At 57.6% G+C, this 19,551-nt stretch carries 23 protein-coding genes; 4 read left to right on the forward strand and 19 right to left on the reverse strand.

Going from position 1 to position 19,551, the window contains the following annotated elements:
• Nucleotides 1–3: 3 nt before the first annotated feature.
• Genes fliN through R2940_03275 form a run of 5 tightly spaced genes read right to left on the reverse strand, consistent with a single transcriptional unit; the run spans nucleotide 4 to nucleotide 3,415 of the window.
• Nucleotides 4–318 (reverse strand): flagellar motor switch protein FliN, encoded by a 315-nt coding sequence (gene fliN / locus R2940_03255; protein ID MEZ4598790.1) that lies wholly within the window; start codon nucleotides 316–318, stop codon nucleotides 4–6.
• A gap of 7 nt (nucleotides 319–325) precedes the next feature.
• Complete coding sequence (gene fliM, locus R2940_03260; GenBank protein MEZ4598791.1) at nucleotides 326–1,336, reverse strand: flagellar motor switch protein FliM; 1,011 nt, start codon at nucleotides 1,334–1,336, stop codon at nucleotides 326–328.
• 9 nt (nucleotides 1,337–1,345) lie between these two features.
• Entirely contained in the window at nucleotides 1,346–1,849 is a 504-nt protein-coding gene (locus R2940_03265; protein ID MEZ4598792.1) for a flagellar basal body-associated FliL family protein, read from the reverse strand.
• 36 nt (nucleotides 1,850–1,885) lie between these two features.
• Complete coding sequence (locus tag R2940_03270; protein MEZ4598793.1) at nucleotides 1,886–2,632, reverse strand: flagellar motor protein MotB; 747 nt, start codon at nucleotides 2,630–2,632, stop codon at nucleotides 1,886–1,888.
• Between the two features lie 3 nt (nucleotides 2,633–2,635).
• Nucleotides 2,636–3,415 (reverse strand): MotA/TolQ/ExbB proton channel family protein, encoded by a 780-nt coding sequence (locus R2940_03275; GenBank protein MEZ4598794.1) that lies wholly within the window; start codon nucleotides 3,413–3,415, stop codon nucleotides 2,636–2,638.
• 431 nt (nucleotides 3,416–3,846) lie between these two features.
• On the opposite strand from R2940_03275, the gene R2940_03280 reads away from it, so the two are divergent.
• The 3 genes from R2940_03280 to R2940_03290 all read left to right on the forward strand — a co-directional run bounded on the left by R2940_03280 (nucleotide 3,847) and on the right by R2940_03290 (nucleotide 6,111).
• Nucleotides 3,847–4,314 (forward strand): YbhB/YbcL family Raf kinase inhibitor-like protein, encoded by a 468-nt coding sequence (locus R2940_03280; GenBank protein ID MEZ4598795.1) that lies wholly within the window; start codon nucleotides 3,847–3,849, stop codon nucleotides 4,312–4,314.
• 48 nt (nucleotides 4,315–4,362) lie between these two features.
• The gene (locus R2940_03285; protein ID MEZ4598796.1) at nucleotides 4,363–4,677 is read left to right on the forward strand and encodes a BON domain-containing protein; all 315 of its coding nucleotides are present in this window, start codon (nucleotides 4,363–4,365) and stop codon (nucleotides 4,675–4,677) included.
• Between the two features lie 129 nt (nucleotides 4,678–4,806).
• On the forward strand, nucleotides 4,807–6,111 hold the full coding sequence (locus R2940_03290) for a hypothetical protein (GenBank protein MEZ4598797.1): 1,305 nt from the start codon (nucleotides 4,807–4,809) through the stop codon (nucleotides 6,109–6,111).
• Between the two features lie 3 nt (nucleotides 6,112–6,114).
• Here the strand turns inward: R2940_03290 and R2940_03295 are convergent, their stop codons facing one another.
• Nucleotides 6,115–7,320: a 2,3-bisphosphoglycerate-independent phosphoglycerate mutase gene (locus R2940_03295; protein ID MEZ4598798.1), complete on the reverse strand. Its 1,206-nt coding sequence runs from the start codon at nucleotides 7,318–7,320 to the stop codon at nucleotides 6,115–6,117.
• A gap of 219 nt (nucleotides 7,321–7,539) precedes the next feature.
• Here R2940_03295 and R2940_03300 point away from each other — a divergent pair, with 219 nt between their 5' ends.
• A complete protein-coding gene (locus R2940_03300; protein ID MEZ4598799.1) occupies nucleotides 7,540–8,568 on the forward strand; it encodes a hypothetical protein in 1,029 nt (342 codons plus the stop codon).
• Nucleotides 8,569–8,660: 92 nt separating this feature from the next.
• On the opposite strand, the gene R2940_03305 is transcribed toward R2940_03300, so the two are convergent.
• The 13 genes from R2940_03305 to flgB all read right to left on the reverse strand — a co-directional run bounded on the left by R2940_03305 (nucleotide 8,661) and on the right by flgB (nucleotide 19,535).
• Nucleotides 8,661–9,896, reverse strand: a complete 1,236-nt coding sequence (locus R2940_03305; protein MEZ4598800.1) for a flagellar hook protein FlgE — start codon at nucleotides 9,894–9,896, stop codon at nucleotides 8,661–8,663.
• Between the two features lie 75 nt (nucleotides 9,897–9,971).
• Nucleotides 9,972–10,358, reverse strand: coding sequence for a TIGR02530 family flagellar biosynthesis protein (locus tag R2940_03310; protein ID MEZ4598801.1), 387 nt, complete (start codon nucleotides 10,356–10,358; stop codon nucleotides 9,972–9,974).
• Nucleotides 10,355–11,023, reverse strand: a complete 669-nt coding sequence (locus R2940_03315) for a flagellar hook assembly protein FlgD (protein MEZ4598802.1) — start codon at nucleotides 11,021–11,023, stop codon at nucleotides 10,355–10,357. Before R2940_03315 ends, R2940_03310 begins: the two co-directional genes overlap by 4 nt.
• 19 nt (nucleotides 11,024–11,042) lie before the next feature.
• Nucleotides 11,043–12,437: a flagellar hook-length control protein FliK gene (locus tag R2940_03320; GenBank protein ID MEZ4598803.1), complete on the reverse strand. Its 1,395-nt coding sequence runs from the start codon at nucleotides 12,435–12,437 to the stop codon at nucleotides 11,043–11,045.
• A 107-nt stretch (nucleotides 12,438–12,544) separates the two neighbouring features.
• On the reverse strand, nucleotides 12,545–13,030 hold the full coding sequence (locus R2940_03325) for a hypothetical protein (GenBank protein ID MEZ4598804.1): 486 nt from the start codon (nucleotides 13,028–13,030) through the stop codon (nucleotides 12,545–12,547).
• Entirely contained in the window at nucleotides 13,027–13,467 is a 441-nt protein-coding gene (gene fliJ / locus R2940_03330) for a flagellar export protein FliJ (GenBank protein MEZ4598805.1), read from the reverse strand. Before fliJ ends, R2940_03325 begins: the two co-directional genes overlap by 4 nt.
• A gap of 72 nt (nucleotides 13,468–13,539) precedes the next feature.
• Nucleotides 13,540–14,841 (reverse strand): flagellar protein export ATPase FliI, encoded by a 1,302-nt coding sequence (fliI, locus tag R2940_03335; GenBank protein ID MEZ4598806.1) that lies wholly within the window; start codon nucleotides 14,839–14,841, stop codon nucleotides 13,540–13,542.
• Nucleotides 14,841–15,542: a flagellar assembly protein FliH gene (locus R2940_03340; GenBank protein MEZ4598807.1), complete on the reverse strand. Its 702-nt coding sequence runs from the start codon at nucleotides 15,540–15,542 to the stop codon at nucleotides 14,841–14,843. Before R2940_03340 ends, fliI begins: the two co-directional genes overlap by 1 nt.
• Nucleotides 15,535–16,545 (reverse strand): flagellar motor switch protein FliG, encoded by a 1,011-nt coding sequence (gene fliG / locus R2940_03345; protein MEZ4598808.1) that lies wholly within the window; start codon nucleotides 16,543–16,545, stop codon nucleotides 15,535–15,537. Before fliG ends, R2940_03340 begins: the two co-directional genes overlap by 8 nt.
• Nucleotides 16,546–16,562: 17 nt before the next feature.
• Nucleotides 16,563–18,116 carry a flagellar basal-body MS-ring/collar protein FliF gene (gene fliF, locus R2940_03350; protein MEZ4598809.1) on the reverse strand — a complete coding sequence of 518 codons (1,554 nt, stop codon included), beginning with the start codon at nucleotides 18,114–18,116 and terminating at the stop codon, nucleotides 16,563–16,565.
• 166 nt (nucleotides 18,117–18,282) lie between these two features.
• Nucleotides 18,283–18,582, reverse strand: a complete 300-nt coding sequence (fliE, locus tag R2940_03355) for a flagellar hook-basal body complex protein FliE (GenBank protein MEZ4598810.1) — start codon at nucleotides 18,580–18,582, stop codon at nucleotides 18,283–18,285.
• On the reverse strand, nucleotides 18,579–19,010 hold the full coding sequence (gene flgC / locus R2940_03360) for a flagellar basal body rod protein FlgC (protein ID MEZ4598811.1): 432 nt from the start codon (nucleotides 19,008–19,010) through the stop codon (nucleotides 18,579–18,581). Before flgC ends, fliE begins: the two co-directional genes overlap by 4 nt.
• Before the next feature lie 111 nt (nucleotides 19,011–19,121).
• Entirely contained in the window at nucleotides 19,122–19,535 is a 414-nt protein-coding gene (gene flgB, locus R2940_03365) for a flagellar basal body rod protein FlgB (protein MEZ4598812.1), read from the reverse strand.
• Between the last annotated feature and the right edge of the window lie 16 nt (nucleotides 19,536–19,551).

The following is a 19,551-nucleotide window of genomic DNA, read 5'->3' on the forward strand; positions in this document are numbered from 1 at the left end:
AGGTCATCCCAGATTTTCGATCCGTTCAGAGGGGCTGACCACATCGGTCAGACGCAAACCGTACTTGTCCTTGACCAGCACGGCTTCGCCGCGGGCGATAAGCCGGGAATTGACATAGAGATCAAGGGGTTCTCCGGCCAGCTTGTCCAGTTCGATGATCGAGCCTTCCTGCATCTGCAGAAGGTCCTTGATCAGGATGCGTGAACGTCCGATCTCCACGGAGACCTGCAGGGGAACATCCAGCAGAAATCCAAGTTCCCTCGATTTTTCCGGGGTTTCAAGATTTTTGGTGCCGGGTTTGTCTTCTGTGGTTGCCATGATTACCTCATTTCCTTTTCGATTCGGCTTGCTTTATCTCTTCGGCCCGTTTCAACACCCGGACCGCCTTGTTGCCCTTGGTGACCCCCGCCTGGACCAGATACTTGGGACGCCCTTCGACGAGCAGAGTCAGAGGAGCGCTCGGGTCCCGCCCCAGGTCGATAATGTCCCCCACCTGGAAATTCAGGATATCCCTGACCGGCAGGGCGATCTCGGCCAGCTGGGCGACCACTTCGGCTTCCATTTCGACGACTTCCTCTCCTATCGTCTCCCTCCATGCACTGAAGCTTTTTTTCGCCATGGGTGCCATCTGTTCGCGCATTTTGTCCCGCAACGGTTCCAGCGAAGGCAGCGGCAGCACAAGGGTGAGTTGGCCTTCGAGTTTGCGCAGAGTCACCTTGAAGCGGCAGACGATCACCAAAGTGTCGGCGGGCACGATGTTGACCAGGCGGGGATTGTTCTCGATCTTGACCAGGAGACTGTTCAACTTTTCCAGAGGCAGAAAGGCCTTTTCCAGATCGAGGCAGGCATCGTCGAAAACACCCTTCAGCACATGCCGCTCGATGGTTGTAAGGGGGCGGTTGGGTGCGGGACGTTTCTGTTCGACCTTGCCGCCGAGCAGGTTTTCCATGATGAAAAAGGCCAATTCCCCGCTCATGATGAACAGTCCGCCCCAGCGCAGGGGATCGAGGCGGATCAGTCCGATGGCCTCCCTCTCGCCCAGACGCTGCAGAAAATTATCAAACTCGTAGGTTTCGATAGCCGTCCGTTTGACCGTGACCGAACTTTGCAGGCAGTTTGTGAGAGAGATACCGTAGTTGCGGCCAAAGGAGTCCATGATGATATCCAGGTTGTCGAACTTGCACTGGCGCGAACTCTGGGCAAAAAGCAGATCGAGCTGGCGCACCTGTTTTTCGCCGTATGGTCCGCCGGATTCTACGGGGTCGACATCGATATCCCCATCCTGCACGGCCGAAAGCAGTTCTGCGATTTCTTCCTTGGAAAGAATGCGTTCCACGGCAAGCCCCTACTGAACGACGAAATCGGTAAAGTAGATTTTTTGTACACTGTCCTTTCCCAGGATCTCGTTGAGACGGTCCAGCAGTTCGCTGCGAAGCTGCAGTTTTCCCTGAAGGTCGGACAGTTCGTTGAAGGTCTTGTTGCCCATCAGCAGCAAAATGGCATCCCGTACCTGCGGCATCCTCTGTTTCACCGCTTCACTCTTCGTTTCGTCCTGAACCTCGAGGGTGATGGCGGCCTTCAGGTAGCGGGTTCCGTCCGGATCAAGGATATTGACGATGAAGGGTTCGATATCGACCATCGGTCCGACAAGATCGGATGATCGGGGCGAGACCGAGGCTTCGGTGCCTGGACTTCCTGCAGCCGTCGACGGCTCTTCACCCTTCAGCAGCAGAAAGGCCGTTATGCCTCCGCCAATCAACAGGACTGCAAGAGCCCCTGCAATGATCAGGAATAGTGGGGACTTTTTTGTGGAAGATCCCTGTTCGGATGCGTTTTCTTTTTCAGCCATAAATAAAATTCCTCCGGTATGATTTCAGACTTCAATTCAAAAGGGCATCTGATCGCGCGCGTCGATCAGGTAGGGAAGATCGTCCCGGTAATGGTTGAGACTTTCGAGCACGAACTCGACCCTGCGGTTCAGCGTCCGACCTTCCTCGGTGTTGTTGGGAGCGACCGGATGCTGATCGCCGTAACCGACCGCCGCCAAACGTTCCAGAGGGATCAGCTTTTCATCGACCAGAAATTTCAAAACGGCGACCGCCCGCTGGATCGAAAGATCCCAATTGGTCATGGCGGGGTCGCCAGAGGACAAATTGTCTGTATGCCCTTCAATGCGCAGAGCCAGTGGCAGGGGGCGTACCAGGCCGGCGATCTTGCGCAAAACCGGGTAGGCGGTCGATTTCAGCTGGCGGGACCCCGGATCGAAGAGAATGGAATCCTTGACCTGCAGGATGACCGCTCCGCGGTCCTTGACCAGTTTGATGTCCTCATCGATCTTCATCCGGCTCATGATGACGTTTATCTTGTTGTAAAGCCGTTGCACGTAGTCATCGTCGACCGGGGTAAAACTGACGATCTTCGGCTTATCGATCTCGGTCCGGGCAGAGGTGCCGAAGATGCCGAAAGCTCCTCTCAGCGAACCCAGGGCATCCCGAACCTTGCTGATGTCCATGTTGGCCATGGACAGCAACAGAACAAAAAAGGTCAGCAGCAGGGTGACCATGTCGGCGTAGGTCACCATCCAGGCCGGAGCACCGCCTTCACCTCCGGATTTCTTTTTCTTTGGGGGCATATGCTATCCCTTCTTTTTGGTTCCGAAGTTTGATTGGCGATCCTTGGGCGCCACGAAGGCGTGCAGCTTCTGCTCTATGATGCGGGGATTCTCGCCTTCCAGAATCGACTTCATCCCCTCGGCTACCAGTGTTTTGTCCAGGATCTCTCCCGCCGACCGGTTTTTCAGTTTGCCGGCCATGGGCAGACAGATGACGTTGGCAACGACCGCTCCATAGAAGGTCGTCAGCAGCGCGACGGCCATGGCCGGGCCGATGCTGGAAGGATCGTTCATGGTCTGGAGCATCTGTACCAGGCCGATAAGGGTGCCGATCATGCCCATGGCCGGTGCATAGGTGCCCATGGCCACAAGGATATCGGCGCCTTTTTCATGGCGGTCCTGGATGTACTCGATTTCCCGGTCGAGCATTTCCTTGAGCTTTTCGGGCTCCTGCCCATCCACCGCCATCTGCAGCCCTTTCAGGAAAAACGGGTCACTGACCTCGCCCACCACCGTCTGCAGGGAGAGAATCCCTTCCTTGCGTGCCTTCCCGGCAAATCGGATCAACTGCTCGATGCGCTCGGTCGAGGAGGTTTTTTTGTAAAGAAAAGCTTTTTTGACGATGGAAGCGGTACCGAAGACTTCTCCGAAGGGATAATGAACCAGTGTCGCCCCCACAGTACCGCCGAAGACGATGATTATGGAGGGGATGTCGACGAAGAGAAAGATTCCGCCCCCCTGGGCGATGGCAATTATCATCAGGCCGAAGGCGGCGGCAATCCCGAGAATGGTCGAGAGATCCATTAGTTAAAACCCTCTACTTGTCAGAATGTTGTCGATCCCGGACAGAAGGCCTGTCCAAACAGCTATTGGCAAGTAACATGCCAGTCGCCGTCAATTTATCGTGATGACCTTGAATGCCGCGGAAAAACCCTGGTGAATTGACTGGTTGGATAAAATGAACAGGAAAACCGAACAGAGAGCCGGGGGAAAAGAGCCATCCGTGACCGGGCAAGTGGCGGAAGGAGGGCTGTCAGGTATTTGACATCTGCTTTTTGTTCGACGAAATATTTGCCATCCGCAAAAAAGAGGATAGTCTGAAAAATAAATAATAAAGGCGAACTGCTTGATTTTCATGAAAAACAGGTCCGGGAGATTGCAAAGTGCACGCCCGAATGTATTCCTTGGTTCTGCTGATGACACTGGCCCTGGTCTGCAACGGAAAGGAGGCCACAATGGCTTTGGAACTCAAATCTCCTGCCTTTGAGAAGGGTGGCGATATCCCGGCGCGATACACCTGCCAGGGGGACAATATTTCGCCTCCCCTTGAATGGTCGGGTGTGCCGAGGGAGACCAAGAGTCTGGTTCTGATAGTGGATGATCCCGATGCGCCCGATCCGGATGCGCCGAAAATGACCTGGGTTCACTGGGTCCTCTACAATCTGCCGCCGGACAGCGAGGGACTTCCCGAAGCTGTCGACAAGTTGCCGTCAGGCACCGGCGAAGGGCTGAACGACTGGAAAAAAACCGGTTATGGCGGACCTTGCCCGCCCATCGGCAATCACCGCTATATTCACAAGCTCTATGCCCTGGACAAGGTATTGGACCCTCTGGAGCGGCCGACCAAGTCAGACATAGAGGCGGCCATGTCGGGTCATATTTTGGACCAGGCCGAGTTGATGGGCACCTACCAAAAACACTGAAACAACCCATGCCCGAACTGTGCGGGCCAAACCAGAGGAGGAAAAGAGATGAAATGGATGAACATTGTGAGCCGACTTCTCCTGGGGACATTTCTGTTATCTTCATTGATCGCTTGTGCGGGAGGCCCGGAGAGCCGCAGTACGGGGGCCTACCTTGACGATGCCTCCATTACGACAAAAGTTAAGACCGCTCTGATCACCGCTGAAGAGGTTGCCGCAAGAAACGTTCAGGTCGATACCTATAAGGGCGTTGTGCAGTTGAGCGGGTTTGTCAAAACCGCGCAGGACAAGCAACGGGCCGAGGAAATAGCGAGCGAGGTCGGCGGCGTCATTCGGGTACAGAACGATCTGCTGATTCGATAGCGCCGGTTTCTGATTTCGCCCTGTGCCTCCAAGCCGGGGAGGATTCAGGATCCCGGCCCTAGAGCGGAGAGGGAGACTCGGCTATCTGTCCTGATCTGTCTGCGAAGAGTATGATGGGAAGGAACCCTGATGAGCGAAAAGTACCCGCCGGGATTTCAGAGCATGCTGTCATTTCCCCTTGTCGACGCCCTCCTGGGGCGTCGCTCCCGGCGTTTTTTCCAGGGTGCCGAAATTCCGGACGGCGTTTTGGCTTTCCAGTCGCGACGGCCGCAGTTCCCATTGACCGAGCTGGAAAAAATGCTGGTGGTGGCCGCTTGCGGGGGGAACAGTTCATGGAACCACCTGATCTACCGGGCCGCCCGTTACGCACCTTACCTTTCCAATTATGCCGGTGCAGCAGGCGGCCGCACCTTCCCCTCGGCGGCAGGATTCCATACGAGTCAGACCTTTTTTACCGACGATGACGGTGTCTACCTGCTCGACATGCGTGATGCGCCGTCCTTCCAGGACCGAACCGAGGACGGGGCCCTCGACCCTGAAGCCTTTGTACAGAACGTCCGCAACCGAGTCCGCAAAATTGGGGAAGGGCGCCTGCAGCTTCCACCCGAAGTGCCCTTCACCGAACCCCACAACACCTGGGTCTTCAACCAGCCGTCCACGCTGGTGGTCGTCCCCGTCGGCGACCTGGCTCAGCATGTGCTGCTCAATCTTCTCTACATGCTGCAGAACGGCCTGGTCCTGTATGACGACCTCAACCGGCGGTCCATCCCGGGCATAGAAAAGTTCAAGGACATCGTCGATGTCGAAAACGTCTGGCCGATCACCTTCGTCGAACAGTGGTCTCTGTCGGAACTGACCGTGGAACTGGGAACCAGCTGTTACGCGGGGGTTCTCATGCTGCAGGCCATGGGCCTGGGCGGGTGGATGTTCAACGGTGTCGATCCTTTCGCCATGCTGGGCGCCAGCGGCGATTCAAAGGCACCGGGCCTGGGCTTCCGTTACGACAGCGACGACCGCTGGCCCTATCCGAACCCGACCGGTCTGGAGGGGGTGATGGAAGGCTACTGTCCGCCCCACTACCGGGATATGCGGGATGCCGTCGACGCCCTCTGCCAGCGCAAGTTCGGCCCGGGCGGACCCTTCCACCCCGAAACGCCCGGCCCCTGGAAAGACAGCCGCAAGGTGCGTTCCGCGGCCCAGTTTCACGACGAAAGGTTCCGCGAATGCATCGCCTTTCAGGCCCGGTATCTCTACGACACCTTCGGCAAGTTCCCCGCCACGGTCCCCTCCATGTTCCTCATCATGTACCTCCAGGCCCACCACCTCGACCTCGATTTCTATGACGAATTCTACAATCCTGGAGCCTACCTCAAGACTCACTCCGAGCATATGAAGAAGTGGCATCCGGAGGAGCCGGACCGAACCGCGGACTGAAGCTCAACTCCCGTACTTCTGCAGCCGTCTGGCGTGCGCCAGGGCGAGCGGGATCAGTTCGATGGCGGGGAAGCGGGGGCCTAGGGCACCTGCCAGGCAATCTCTTTCTCCAAAATGCCTGACCGGGTCCGGCCGGCAATGGGGGGACCAGAGCAGGGCTGGAACGGGGTGCCAGCTGTGAGATCTCATCCGTGCGGGGGTGGAATGGTCGCCGGTGACGAGGAGCACGTCCGGCTTCAATTCCCGCAGACGGGGGATCTGGGTATCGACCTCTTCCAGCAGGGCGACCCGGCGCCGGAAATCGCCATCCTCTCCGGCGCTGTCGGCGGGTTTGAAGTGCAGGAAGAAGAAGTCGTAGTCATCCCAGTTTTCTTTCAATAGCGGCAGATTCTGTTCCAGACCGCCCCGTGTTTCCAGAACATCCATCCCCAGCAATCTGGCAACGCCCCGATACATGGGATAGTCGGCGAGGGCGGCTGCCCGCAGGCCGAAGCGCTGCTGCATGGTCGGCCAATCGGGCTTTTTGGCGAATCCTCGCAGCAGGATCATGTTGGCCTGGGGGTGGTCGCGCAATTCTTCCCCAACCTTTTCCAGAAACTGTCCCACCAGATTTGCAGTCCTGTCGGCCCGGGCGGTTTTGGCCCGGGGCGTTGCCGGCGACACGCCGATCGACTGGGGATCCGTGTCGGTCAGGGCGTCGTCCATTCCCTCGCCTCGCAAAACCAGCAACACGCGGTATTCCTTGACGGTCTGAAGGAATATTTCAATGCCGGGAAGTTTGAGCTGGCGGAGCTTGTCACAAAGTTTGCGACTCTCTTCGGTGGCCAGGCGGCCGGCGCGGCGGTCGAGAATCCGGCCCTGGTCATCCAGGCTGCAGAAATTGCCCCGTGCCGCCACGTCGTCGGGCCGAAGGTCGAATCCGGTGCCCAGAGCCGACAGGGCCCCGCGCCCGACCTGATACCGGACAGGGTCGTAACCGAACAGCGCCAGGTGAGCGGGACCGCTGCCGGGGGTGATCCCCGTGCCGACCGGCTGATGCAGGCCGCATTCGCCTTCCCGGGCCAGCCGATCCAGATGAGGGGTGTCGGCAGCCTCCAGTTCCGTTGGACCACCCGGTTCCATGGGCAAGCCACCGAGGCCGTCCAGCACCAGCATGACGATTCGGCCGTTTCCGGGAATCAGCAGGTCGGTGATCACGTTGTCGTTCATTATCAGGGTTCCTTTCTGCAAAAAAGGGCCGGAGTTTTGACCTTTAACAAAATTTCAGAATTTGTCAAAACCGATAGGAAGGGTGTCGGCAGAGGTGGTGAAATGCAGAAAATTAGATTCGGAATTTCGAGGTTTTTTTCTAGTAGAATGTTCCTGTGGGAGGGGCTGCTCGCATAGACCTCTGACGTTCGCATCTGCACGCTGGAAAGGAGACAAAATATGAGAAGGATCCTCTTCACTCTACTCGTCGTCCTGCTGACGGTGGCCACATCTGCTGCGGATAATCGCCAGATTCGTTTCCGGGTCACCGACCTCGGTACCCTGGGAGGCGAAAGAAGCTATGCCTACGGAATCAACGACTTTGGCCAGCTGGTGGGATCGTCGACAACAGCGGGGGGAACCCGGGCGTTTCTCTATTCGAAAGGGGTCATGCGGGATCTTGGTACCCTCGGAGGCAATTTCAGCGAGGCCCGGGCCATCAATAATGCCGGTATTGTGGTTGGGCGGTCGTTTACCGCCGACGGACCGGCTCGCGCCTTTCTCTTCTCTCGGGGGAAAATGAAGGATCTCGGCACCCTCGGCGGGGAGCAAAGCAGTGCTTTCGACATCAACGATGCCGGCAGGGTGGTAGGGGTTTCAGAGACCGCAGAAGGGGACAGCCGGGGCTTTCTTTACGTTCGTGGGAAAATGTCAAACATCGGGACCTTCGGCGGGTACAGTTACGCCCGGGCCATAAACAGGGCGGGGCAGGTGGCGGGTTACTCCTACATGCTCGAGGACCTGCCTACGGACGGACCCAAGCATGCCTTCATTGCTATCCGGGGAAACCTTCAGGATCTGGGATCGATCGGAGGCAACAGTGAAGGGTGGGGGATCAACGACCGTGGACAGGTGGTGGGGAGCAGCTGGTCGATAGACGGAAACTTTGATGAAGCGATGCTTTATGAAGGGGGAAACATGAGCAGTCTCGGCACTCTTGGAGGTCTTTTCAGCTTCGCCCGCGATATCAACAATCGAGGGCAGATCGTGGGATTTTCGGAAATGGCCTCAGGGGCCTATCACGCCTTCCTCTATACCGACGGCAGAATGCAGGATCTCAATGATCTGCTTGAAGACGAATCTTTCGACGGTGTGATCAGTACCGCGGAATCGATCAACGAACTCGGACAGATCGCCGCCAACGCCGCAATCGGTAACACTCTTCATGCCGTACTTCTGACCCCGGTGATCCAGACGTTCACCCGTTAGAACCGCCACCCTTTTCCTGTAATGACAGACTGCGGGAATAAAAAAACCCCGGGCCCGGCCCGGGGTTTTTTCGGGAAATGCCCCATCGTTATTTAGCGCTTGAGGTTGATCAGTTCGCTCAGCATCTCGTCGGTTGTGGTGATGACCCGGCTGTTGGCCTGGAAACCGCGCTGGGTCGTGATCATCTTGACGAATTCGGCGGCCAGGTCGACGGTGGATTGTTCCAGAGCGTTGGTGAACAGGGTGCCAAGCTCCGCTCCGGGTACGCCGACTCGGGGCGGACCTGCGGCATCGGTGGCGGAATACATGTTCTGCCCCTCCTTGACCAGGCCGCTGAAGTTGGCGAACTTGGCCAGCACGATGCGGGAGATCTTGATCCGCTCGCCGTTGGAGTAGTTGGCGGTGACTGTTCCCTCGCCATCGATGGAGATTTTCATCAGGCTGCCCGGACCGAAGCCGTCCTGATCCTGTGAAAAGACCTGGGAGTCGTTGGCGTACTGGGTGGTCTGCAGGGTGTAGACGATATCCTGTGCGCCAGTCCCTCCTCCCCAGTTGAGACCGGAAATGGTCAAGGTGCCTCCGGTCAATTGCTCGCCGTTGCTGTCGAAGGTGAGGGGGGTGCCGCCGGAAGTGGCGACGATGTTGTTGGCTTCGTCGACAACGTTGTACTCCCAGGTGTTATCGGCGGTTTTGCCGAAATAGGTGGTCAACATGTGCGTGTTGCCCAGGGAGTCGAAGATGGTGTTCGATGAGGCGTAGTTGTAGGTGGTCGCATCGTTGATGTCAAAGGGGCCGGAAACCACCGCCGAATTGGAGTCGAGGTTGGTGGCCAGGAACATGTTGGCGGTCATATGCGCCGGTATGGCCGAATTGATGTCGATCTGGATATCTGAACTGTCGCCGGCGCTCAGATTGCCGTTAATGTCGAAGGGTTTTCCCTGAACCCGGTAGCCTTCGGGATTGACCAGATAACCATCGCCGTTGAAGCGGAAGGCACCGGCACGGGAATAGAAGGTGGTGTTGTTGTCGGCCTCCCTGAGCACGAACAGGCCTTCCCCTTCGATGGCGAGGTCCGTATTCGATTCGGTGCTTTCAAAGGTTCCCTGGCCGAAAATGTTGTCGACGATGGACAGTCCGGTGCCGCGGCCGACCTGGGAGGCCCCGCCGGAGCCGTTGATATAGCCGGAGAGCAGATCGGAAAAGACTGCGCGGCTCGATTTGAAGCCGACGGTATTGGTGTTGGCGATGTTGTTGCCGATGACGGACATGGCGTTGCCGTTGGTATTCAGACCGCTGATGCCACTGTAGAGCGAACTTGAAATGGCCATGCTGTTATCCTCCTGGGTATAGGCTGCGTCGATCGGTCGGCAGCCCGCGAACCTCCTGTTTGAGGACCGGTTCGGTTAAGCAATGATTGCACTGTCGATATTGGTGAAAACGTTGTCCTTAAGGTTTTCGCGGTCGACGACCGTAACCACCTGGCTGTTTTTGACGCTGACCACGAGGGCGCTGTCGTTGAGCAGCACCAGGGAATCCCGCCCGCCCTTGGACCTGACCAGGTTTACCGCCTGATCGAGCCGGCCGAGTTCCGCTTCGGAAAAGCTGATTCCTCGACTGGCCATCCGCTGACGGGCATGATGGGAGAACTGCACCTTCGAATTTTCGAGGCTTTTGCCGAGCACCTCATCGAAGGAGGGTCCGGTCGCACCCGTTTTGCTCCGCCGGTCAACACCGGGAGCCTGTCCTGCCGGAAGAATCGGTTGCGGAATGATGACGATTTTATCGCTCATAGGCCCTGATCCCTGACACTGATCAGATCACCGAGGGAAAAATCGCCGCTGCCGGTCACCAGTACGCTTCCTGACGGATCCAGATCGACTCCGGAGATCCGGCTTCGGAAGAGCGGTTTCGCCTGAATCCCTTCCTGGGCCGTATCCAGGGCGAGGATGGACAGAGTATAATCGCCCGGGGAGACCTGCCGGCCGTTCAGATCAAGGCCGTCCCAGGAGACGAAATGGGTGCCGGCGGTCTTGTCTTCAGGTTTCAGTATGGCGAGGGATTTGCCGTTTTCGTCCTGGATGTGAAGTTCCACCCGGTCGGCTGTGGCTGCGAGGTTGTAGCCGAGAGAGACGCTTTCGGTGCCGAGGGTGAACTTTTCGCTGTCAAACACGGCCTCCCTGCCGATCAGGGAGAGTGCGGACATCTGCTGTTGCCCTTGGGTCGCACTGGTCAGGCTCTGCAGGGTTTCATTGACCGTGAAGAGCTGTTCCAATGAGCTGAACTGGGCCAGTTGTGCCGTGAATTCCGTAGGATCGGACGGGTTCAGCGGATCCTGGTTCTGCAGCTGGGTGACCAGCAGGGTGAGAAAATCCTCTTTCCCCATGGTCGAGTTGCCGGTAATGGCGGAAAGACTGCTGGATGTGCCACTGCCGGTTACAGAAGAGACGCTGGACATGTTTCTGTCACCTCCTTGTTCAGATTCTCAGACTCAGACCTCCCCGGCCTGTTTCAGACGGGCTGCTGAAGAGCGCAACATTCGCGGGCTCAGAAACCGTCTGGTGCGGGCCGAAGGAGCGGATCCGGTGAGCGGGTTGGTTGTGACGATCGAAGAACTCCTGCCCCTGCCGCCCTCCGGAGTCGACGCTGACCTCGATCTGATCGAGGTTGATTCCCTGATTCTGCAGGGCTTCCTGCAGGCGGGGAAGGTGTTTTTCGAGGATGTTCTGCACTTGCTGACTCTGGGTTACCAGTTGCGCCTTGAGATGATCCTTGTCCATTACCAGGTCGAGTTTGACCTCGCCCAGTTCTTCGGGATGCAACCGGATCACGACTCGGCTTTTTTCCCCCATGCGATGCATCGGCAGCTGGTGGAGGATCTGGTCGAGAACCCGGACGTCTTCGTTCGGGCTCGGGTTCACAGCCGGCATCTGCGAGCCGCCGGGAAGGGGACTTGCATTTCCGATGGTTGCCGGTTTTCCCTGGGCAGCCGAGGCAAGGGCATGATCGAAAAGCGGGGTCTTGCCCCCGGGTTCGATCAAGGGTTCGCCGGTTTCAGGGACGGAAGATCCGGCGTTTTGGTTCGACAAAGCTTCAGCCAGGCTGGCCTCGGCTTCCTCTGTTACCATTTGCCGGGGTGAAGACAAAAGGGACTCTGCTTCTTCTCCGGAAGCCTGAACCGTGCCGGTTCCAGGCAGGGATGCAGAGGCAGGGATCTTTCTGGCTCCCTGAGAATCGACCGGCTTCAGGAGTCCCGCAAAGGTGGCTTCCATCAGCCCCTGCGGACCGGTTTTCATGTCAGCCAGATCGTTCTGTTCCTGCCCGACCCGCAGAATTGCCGGCTGTGACGCCGCAGGCGCTGAACTTCCCGCTGCTGCCGGTTTTTCGGTCTCCAGCCTACCCTCGGATGCCTTCAGGTTTTCTCCTGAAGCCTGCAGGGTTGTTTCTGTCCCAACCTCCGGGCCCGTCTGTTCCCCTGATAACTGAGGCAACTGAGAACCGGTTTCCATGACGGACCCTGAATCCGGTTTTACTGCCCCGGAAACAGATGCAGCCGTTTTTTCAACCGTTCCCGGAGCCGAAGGAGACTTTTCGGCCGGTGTCTCCGCGATAGCCGGATTGATCGAGAGGGAGACCGCGACCGATCCCTCAGACACCTGTTCTGCGGCCGGTTCGGAATCCTCGGACGGATTGTCGATGCAATCCTTTTCTTCAGGACCTTTCTCGGCGGAACCCTTCGCCTGTTTGAGATTTTCTTCGTTCAGCACTTCCCGAAAACCTGCCTCCTTTCCCTGGTCGGGCTTCGCTCCAGTGGATGGGGATGCGTTCGGTCTTGTGGGCGGTACCACAGGCATTTCCATTATCATGGCCATACGTTCACCTCCTTTCTGATTGGTATTTCTTCCGAGAACCCTGCCCGACTTTGATTCCCCGCGTCCGACAGGCTCCCTGAAGAAGGTTCAAGGCGGGAAAAAACCGGTTACTGCAGTTTGGAATAGGAAGTGCTCAGAGTCGCAGCCGTTTCACGATCCATATTGTCAAGGATCTTGCCGGCCTTTTTGGGAGTCATGCTTTCCAGGATGGCGACTGCCAACTGTTTTTCCAGGGTGGTCAGCAGCCCGGCCGCACTGGCCGGTTCCATCTTTTCGTACATTTTGCCCAATTCCCTGGTTTTCTCCGTCTCTATTTCCTTCTTTCGTTCCAGCAGCGCACTGATTTCGACTCGGGCCGTCTTCAATTCCTCGATCTTCTTATCGACCTCCTGCTGCAGGGTCTTTAGCTCCATTTCGCGGCGATTCAACATTTCCTCCTTGCGGCGAAGACGGTTCAATTCCTGCTGGATGGAGGTTTTAATCCGACGTTCCTCGACACTCTCCGGTTCTCCCGCCGCATGAGGCGGAAGAACCGAGGAGAAGAAAATCAGGATCAGGAGAATGAGATCAGGCCGGCAAAAATGTTTTTTCATAGGTCAGTCATCCCGGTTCTGAGGGCAATTTCATCGAGCTGAGCAGACTCCTTCAGATTGTCCAGGAAGGTCTGCTCGTCGAGGTGCTTTTCCTTGAGTTTTTCCAGAAGTTTTTTTTTACGGCAGGCTTCCGCCAGCTGTCTGCGACGGTTCTCGACTTCTTTGGCGAACTGCTCGGCCTGGTTGCGCAGACCCTGGAGCTGACTTTGCTGCCGCTGGATGCTGAGGCGGTAAACCTGCAGTTCGTGAACGGAAATTCCGGTCGTCTGGCGCTCGGTGAGTTCCTCAATCTGAAGGTTGAGAAATTTTTCCTGCTCCACCAGCTTCGACAGCAGAATTTTTTCCTTGTTGATCGCCTCAGCCAGTTTTTGCACCGCCATCTCCTCAAGGCGCTGCCTGTGGTTGAGAACCGTCTCCAGTTTGAAGGGCTTGGGCATGAGGAACTCCGTCTGAATCCGTTAGGCGTGAGGCGTGAGGGGTAAAACCAATTCTGATTTCCGCATTACACGTTACGGTACTAATGCTTCCAACTGCTTCCATGTCGTCTCCAGGTTGAAAGCCTCCTTCATACCCTGGCGCAGGAAATGGTTGACGGCTTCGATCTTGGACAGGGCATGGTCGATTCTGGCATTGCTGCCAGAGCTGTAGGCGCCGATGTTGATCAAGTCTTCGGCTTCCCGATAGGTGGCGAGGATCTCCCGGATCTTGCCGGCCTGCTCGAGATGTTCGGAGGAGACGATGTCGCGCATGACACGGCTGGCCGAGGTGAGTATGTCGATGCAGGGGTAATGGTTGGCGGCGGCCAGCTTGCGGGAGAGAACGATATGACCGTCCAGAATCGACCGGACCGAGTCGGCGACCGGTTCGTTCATGTCGTCCCCTTCGACCAGCACGGTATAGAGCCCCGTGATGCTGCCGGCCCCCTTGAAGCTGCCTGCCCTTTCGAGCAGTTTGGGCAGGGTGGCGAAGACCGAGGGGGTGTAGCCTTTGGTGGTGGGCGGTTCACCGATGGCCAGACCCACTTCCCGCATGGCCATGGCGAATCGGGTGACCGAGTCCATCATCAGCATGACGTTTTTCCCCTGGCGGCAGAAATATTCGGCGATGGTGGTGGCGACAAAGGCGCCGCGCATCCGCAACAGGGGGGACTGATCAGAGGTGGCCACCACCACAACCGAGCGGGAGAGCCCTTCCTCGCCGAGATCGCGCTCGATGAATTCGCGCACTTCCCGTCCCCTCTCGCCGATCAGGGCGATGACGTTGATGTCCGCGCGGGTGTTTTTCGCCACCATGCCGAGCAGCACGCTTTTACCGACCCCGGAACCGGCCATGATGCCCATGCGCTGGCCGGTGCCGCAGGTCAGCAGGCCGTTGATGGCCCGGATCCCCAGATCGAGAGGGCGATCGATGTTTTTGCGGGCCATGGGGCCGGCCGGCAGGGCGTAGAGAGGCATTTCACTTTTGGAGGCCTCGATCGGCAGACCGTCGATCGGTTGTCCCATGGCGTCGATCACCCTCCCGAGCATTTCCGGTCCGACAGCGAGAGAGGCGCTGTCACGCACCACCCGGATCAGACTTCCGGGGCCGAGTCCGCGCAGTTCTCCCAGGGGCATGAGCAGGGCACGACCATCGCGAAAACCGACCACTTCGGCGGGGACGGCGGCTCCGCCGGACAGGGGTGCCAGTTCGCACAAACTGCCGATGGCCGCGGTGGGACAGTAGCCTTCCACGACCAGCCCGACGATTTTGGTGACCTTGCCGCTGATCTGCAGAGGGTTCAGATTGTCGACACACTGCAGGAATCTTTCCATTACTGCTCCATGACGCCGAGCAGGGTGCGGCGGATTTCGTCCAGCTGCCCTTCAATGGTTGCATCGACCTCGCCGAACTCGGATTCCACCAGACAGCCTCCCCGCTCGATAAGAGGATCGCCCTCGAAGATGATGTTTTTCAGTCCGTTGATGCTTGCCATAAAGAGAGGTTTTTTTTCGTTGACCAGTTCCAGCTCCTCGGGATTGACCTTGATCCGATAGCTGTCGGAGCGCACGGCAGCACTCAAAGCCTTGCTGACCGTGGTCAGAATCACCTCCCGATTGATCGAGATTTCGGCATGGATGACCTGGCGGGAAATGGACAGGACCAGGCGAAGCATGTCATGGGTACTGTTCTGCAGGAGGGTTCTGCGCAGACGGCTGATCTCTTCGATGCCCTGGGCGAACATCTCCAGTGTTTTCTCGAAATGTTCAATGGCTTCCTCGCGACCCGCCTCCTTCCCCTGCAGGTAGGCGGCTTCCACCTTTTTTTCGAAGTCCGCAGGCGGCCCGACGGGTTGCCGTTGGTTCTCCTGAAGGGCGGGGGGAGGATTCCCGGCCACGGCGGCGGGACGGGTTTCGCGGAACCCTTCCTGCACGATTTCGAGCCCGTCGTCAATCAGTTCCCCGTTGCTGCCGAATTCGCGGAAGCGAACCTTTTTCAGAGCTTCGTCATTGTTGATGCGGAAGACCTTAGACAAGTGCATCATTACCTCCGCGACCCGGGATGAAGATCTTTTCCTCCTCTTCCAGCTTCAGGGCGATTTTGACAATCGTCTGCTGCATCGTCTCGACTTCGGACAGTTTGACGGGACCCATGGCTTCAAGGTCGTCCTGAATCATTTCCGCCGCGCGGCTGGAAATATTCTGGAATATGACTTCCTTCAGGTTGTCGGAGGCCGATTTGAGAGCCAGGGTCAATTGATCGTTGTTGACCTCCCGCAGGATGCTCTGCAGGGTACGGCCGTCCAGCAGGGCCAGATCCTCGAAGGTGAACATGTTCTTGCGAATCTCTTCGGCCATCTCCGCATCGGCCTCCTCGATAGCCGATAGAATCTTGCGGTCGGCGCCCTGTCCCATGTGATTGATAATGTCGACAACCTTGGGGATTCCGCCGATCTGTTTCTGCTGATCCCGCCGTGTCACCACCCCGATCTCCTTGAGCAGGGCTTCTTCGATGCGGTTGACGATCTCCGGGGAAACACGGTCGATGCGGGCGATCCGGTACATGATGTCGGATCGGCGCTCTTCGGGAAGATGGTTGAGAATTTTGGCCGCATGGTCCACTTTCTGGGTGGAAAGCACCAGGGCCACGGTCTGGGGGTGTTCCTCCTCGAGAAGGCTGGCCACCATGTGCGGCTGCATCAGGGCGATGGTTTCGAGGGGCCGGGTCTCCTTTTCGCCGCCGACCTCTTCAATGAGTTTTTCCGCCCGTTCCTTGTCGACGCTGCTGGCAATGGCTTTTTTGACGAATTCATTGCCCTGGACAAAGATACCGGCCCGGCTTTTCTGGGTGCGCTGGTATTCGGCCAGGATTTCCCGCCCGACCTGGGCGGGGATGTGATCAATATTGACCATGCAGCGGCTGATGGTACGAACCTCGTCGTCACTGAGCATGCTGAAGACGCGGGCGGTCGCCTCTTCACCGAGGCAGATCAACAGCATTGCGGCCTTTTCCGCACCGGAAAGTTTACTGATATCCATGGGGATCTATCGTCTCCTCAACTGTCCTTGAGCCAACTCTTGATGATCCGGGCGGGTGCGTCCTCCGTCCTGAAAATCTCCTCGCGCAGTTTCATCGTTTCGGCATCAGGGCTTTCCAGCTGCAGGGGTTGACCGGAAAGCTCCGATTCGAGCTGCTCGACAGTTTTATAATGCTCCACCATCTTGCCCTGGCCTTTAAGGGTCTGCAGCAGGGGCCGGATAAAGAGGAAATAGAGCATCAGGGCGGCGGCACACAGCAGGCCGTATTTCACCAGGGGCATGTAGGGATAGAATCTGTTTGCGGGAGAGGCTTCCGGGTCGGAAATGCCGTAGAAATCCTTTTCGAAAGGCCGGGAAATGACAACGATCTGGTCCCCCCGCTCATCCTGCAGGCCGAGTGCGCTGCGCACCATTTTTTCGATGGCCGCCAGTTCCTTTTCGGTGCGCGGTTCGTAGGTCGGCTGTCCGTCGCCCTCCGCCGGAATCAGCTTGTCAGCGACCAGTACAGCCACGGACAGGGTCTTGACGGCCCCCACCGGTTCCACCAGCTTGCTGATCACCTTGCTGACTTCGTAGTTGGTGGTCTCCTCGGTGCGATTGGAGGAGGTAGCTCCGGCGCTGCCTTCGGCTCCTTTCAGGTTGGATTGCACCCCCGGGATGCCTCCTGCGATGCTGTTGCCGCTCTTTTCGTTGGAGATCTGTTCGCTGCGTATGGCGGTGGCGTTGGGATCGTAGGTTTCCTCCATGACCTCCCGCTGGGAGAAGTCGAGGGCAGCGGTGACCTGGACCAGTGAATTGCCGGTGCCGACAGCCCGGTCCAGCAGTGATTGGGCCCTGTGCTCGAGGCGTTTTTCGAAAGTCTGCTGATAGGTCAGCAAACCCGGGGTCAGGGGACTGTTGAGGTCCGATTGCGGAGCCCTTGACAGAACGCGCCCGTTGGAGTCGATGACCGAGACCTGCTCACTGTCGAGGCCTTCCACGCTGCCCGACACCAAATTGACGATCCCCTGAATCTGGCTTTCAGTCAGGTTGCTTCCCGGAATCAGCTTGACGATGACCGAGGCAGTGGTTTTTTCCTGCTGTTCACGGAATAGCCGTTTCTCGGCCATGGCGAGATGAACCCGGGCGGCTTCCACCGGAGCCAGGGAGGTGATGGTGCGTGCCAGCTCCCCCTGCAGGGCTCGCTGGTAATTGATCTTCTGGGCAAAGTCGGTCATGCCGAAGCTTTGCTTGTCGAAGATTTCGAAGCCGACCCCGCCGCCCTGGGGCAGACCCGAGCCGGCAAGTTCGAGGCGGATCTCATAAACCCGGTCCGCCGGAATGTAGATCGCCCTGCCGGCATCTTCCAGACGATAGGGGATCTTCTGGTCCTTGAGCCGGTTGACCACCGTTGAAGCATCCTCCGGCTCCATGTTGCCGAACAGCAGCTGATAATCGGCATGCCTGGCCTGAAACACGATCAAGGTAAAAAACGCCAGGGAAAGCAGAGACACCACCGCCAGGCTGATCTGCCGGGAACGTGGCCACTGCTTGATGGTCTGAATGATGTTTCCTCTGGCTTCTTTGGCCATGGTGGGGAAAACCTCCTGAAAAACAGTAGCTAGTAGCTGGTGGCTAGTAGCTGGTAATTAAAAGCATTAAAATCGGTTGCTCGTGGCTTGTGGCTTGTGGCTCGTTTTTCAAAAGAAAATCTAAAATCTGACGAGCCACGAGCAACCAGCAACCAGCAACTGGTTTTCAAACCTGCATCCGCATGATCTCCTGGTAGGCGTCAACGACCTTGTTGCGGATCTGGACCACCAGACGCATGGAGATGTCCGCCTTTTCCAGGGCGATCATGGTTTCGTGAATGTTCTTGGCCTGCCCGGAATGCAGTTGCTCGACGGCCTTGTCCGATTCCAACTGGGCCTGGTTGACTTCGTTGATGGTTTTTTCCAACAATTCGCCGAATCCGCCGGGCCCTTTCGCTTCGGTTCGGGGGCCGGGTGCTGCCGGAATCTGGCCGAGGGGTATCAGTCCTTTGACGTCAAAACTCATTTGCCGATCTCCAGAGCTTTCAGGGCCATCCGCTTGGCTGCCTGAATGGCCGAGGCATTGGCCTCATAGCTGCGGGTGGCGCTCATCATGTCGACGACTTCGGCCATGGTGTCAATATTTGGCAGAGCCACCATGCCATTTTCGTCGGCGTCGGGGTGCCCGGGTTCGTAAACAGTCCGGAAGGGGGCGGGGTTGGGACGTATTTCCGTCACTTCCACGCCGCTGATCGCGCCTCGCATGGCCTGGTTCAGTTGTCCATCGAAGTCGCCGGGCAGGCTTCGGAAAACCACATCCCGTTTGCGGTAGGGGCCCCCTTCGGGAGTCCGGGTGGTACCGACGTTGGCCAGGTTGGAACTGATAACGTTGAGTCGGGTTCGCTGGGCGGTCAGTGCCGAGGAACTGATCTGCAGGGAGGTGAAGATATCCATGAAAATCTCCTTTGGACTTCAATTGCCACATCAGCAGAAGCGGCGTCAATTGCATGCAATGGGAACTGATTCAAGGATCGGACCAAGTTCGCCTGTCCGACCTGAAGATGTTTAACGGTCGGCCTGAGCCACGTATTTCAGCAGACCGAGTTTTTTGTTCAGCATCTGGGTGGCCGCTTCGAAAAGGATCTGGTTTTCCGCCTGGGCGATCATCTCCTGGTCGATATCGACGCCATTGCCGTCCCCGAGACCGGTCTTGCTGTAAACCCGCAGCACCTGTCCCTGCACTTGTTCGACTTCTTGCCCGCCGATGGCGAAATGGTCCGGGTGTCTCTTGCCGGTTTGGACGACCGGCTGATTCAGGGCATGAGCCAGGTCCTCCTCAAAAGTCAGTCGGGCGGCGGAATATCCGGGAGTATCGATATTGGCAAGGTTGGAGGAGATGATCTGCTGATTGCGCACCCGCAGATCGAGGACTTTTTGCAGAACCCCGATGGTGCGGTCGAAAATTCCTGAGAGAGCCATTTGGTTTACCTCCTTG

The organism is Syntrophotaleaceae bacterium, from assembly GCA_041390365.1.
Lineage (GTDB): Bacteria > Desulfobacterota > Desulfuromonadia > Desulfuromonadales > Syntrophotaleaceae > JAWKQB01.

Coding starts and splice junctions, on each gene's coding strand:
- R2940_03290 (MEZ4598797.1), top strand. CDS start 4,807: ATGAGCGAAAAGTACCCGCCGGGATTTCAGAGCATGCTGTCATTTCCC.
- flgB (MEZ4598812.1), bottom strand. CDS start 19,535: ATGGCTCTCTCAGGAATTTTCGACCGCACCATCGGGGTTCTGCAAAAA.
- R2940_03295 (MEZ4598798.1), bottom strand. CDS start 7,320: ATGAACGACAACGTGATCACCGACCTGCTGATTCCCGGAAACGGCCGA.
- R2940_03280 (MEZ4598795.1), top strand. CDS start 3,847: ATGGCTTTGGAACTCAAATCTCCTGCCTTTGAGAAGGGTGGCGATATC.
- fliJ (MEZ4598805.1), bottom strand. CDS start 13,467: ATGCCCAAGCCCTTCAAACTGGAGACGGTTCTCAACCACAGGCAGCGC.
- R2940_03315 (MEZ4598802.1), bottom strand. CDS start 11,023: ATGTCCAGCGTCTCTTCTGTAACCGGCAGTGGCACATCCAGCAGTCTT.
- R2940_03325 (MEZ4598804.1), bottom strand. CDS start 13,030: ATGAAAAAACATTTTTGCCGGCCTGATCTCATTCTCCTGATCCTGATT.
- R2940_03265 (MEZ4598792.1), bottom strand. CDS start 1,849: ATGGCTGAAAAAGAAAACGCATCCGAACAGGGATCTTCCACAAAAAAG.
- R2940_03310 (MEZ4598801.1), bottom strand. CDS start 10,358: ATGAGCGATAAAATCGTCATCATTCCGCAACCGATTCTTCCGGCAGGA.
- fliG (MEZ4598808.1), bottom strand. CDS start 16,545: ATGGATATCAGTAAACTTTCCGGTGCGGAAAAGGCCGCAATGCTGTTG.
- R2940_03275 (MEZ4598794.1), bottom strand. CDS start 3,415: ATGGATCTCTCGACCATTCTCGGGATTGCCGCCGCCTTCGGCCTGATG.
- R2940_03285 (MEZ4598796.1), top strand. CDS start 4,363: ATGAAATGGATGAACATTGTGAGCCGACTTCTCCTGGGGACATTTCTG.
- fliF (MEZ4598809.1), bottom strand. CDS start 18,116: ATGGCCAAAGAAGCCAGAGGAAACATCATTCAGACCATCAAGCAGTGG.
- fliI (MEZ4598806.1), bottom strand. CDS start 14,841: ATGGAAAGATTCCTGCAGTGTGTCGACAATCTGAACCCTCTGCAGATC.
- R2940_03305 (MEZ4598800.1), bottom strand. CDS start 9,896: ATGGCCATTTCAAGTTCGCTCTACAGTGGCATCAGCGGTCTGAATACC.
- R2940_03300 (MEZ4598799.1), top strand. CDS start 7,540: ATGAGAAGGATCCTCTTCACTCTACTCGTCGTCCTGCTGACGGTGGCC.
- R2940_03320 (MEZ4598803.1), bottom strand. CDS start 12,437: ATGGCCATGATAATGGAAATGCCTGTGGTACCGCCCACAAGACCGAAC.
- flgC (MEZ4598811.1), bottom strand. CDS start 19,010: ATGGATATCTTCACCTCCCTGCAGATCAGTTCCTCGGCACTGACCGCC.
- fliE (MEZ4598810.1), bottom strand. CDS start 18,582: ATGAGTTTTGACGTCAAAGGACTGATACCCCTCGGCCAGATTCCGGCA.
- R2940_03270 (MEZ4598793.1), bottom strand. CDS start 2,632: ATGCCCCCAAAGAAAAAGAAATCCGGAGGTGAAGGCGGTGCTCCGGCC.
- fliN (MEZ4598790.1), bottom strand. CDS start 318: ATGGCAACCACAGAAGACAAACCCGGCACCAAAAATCTTGAAACCCCG.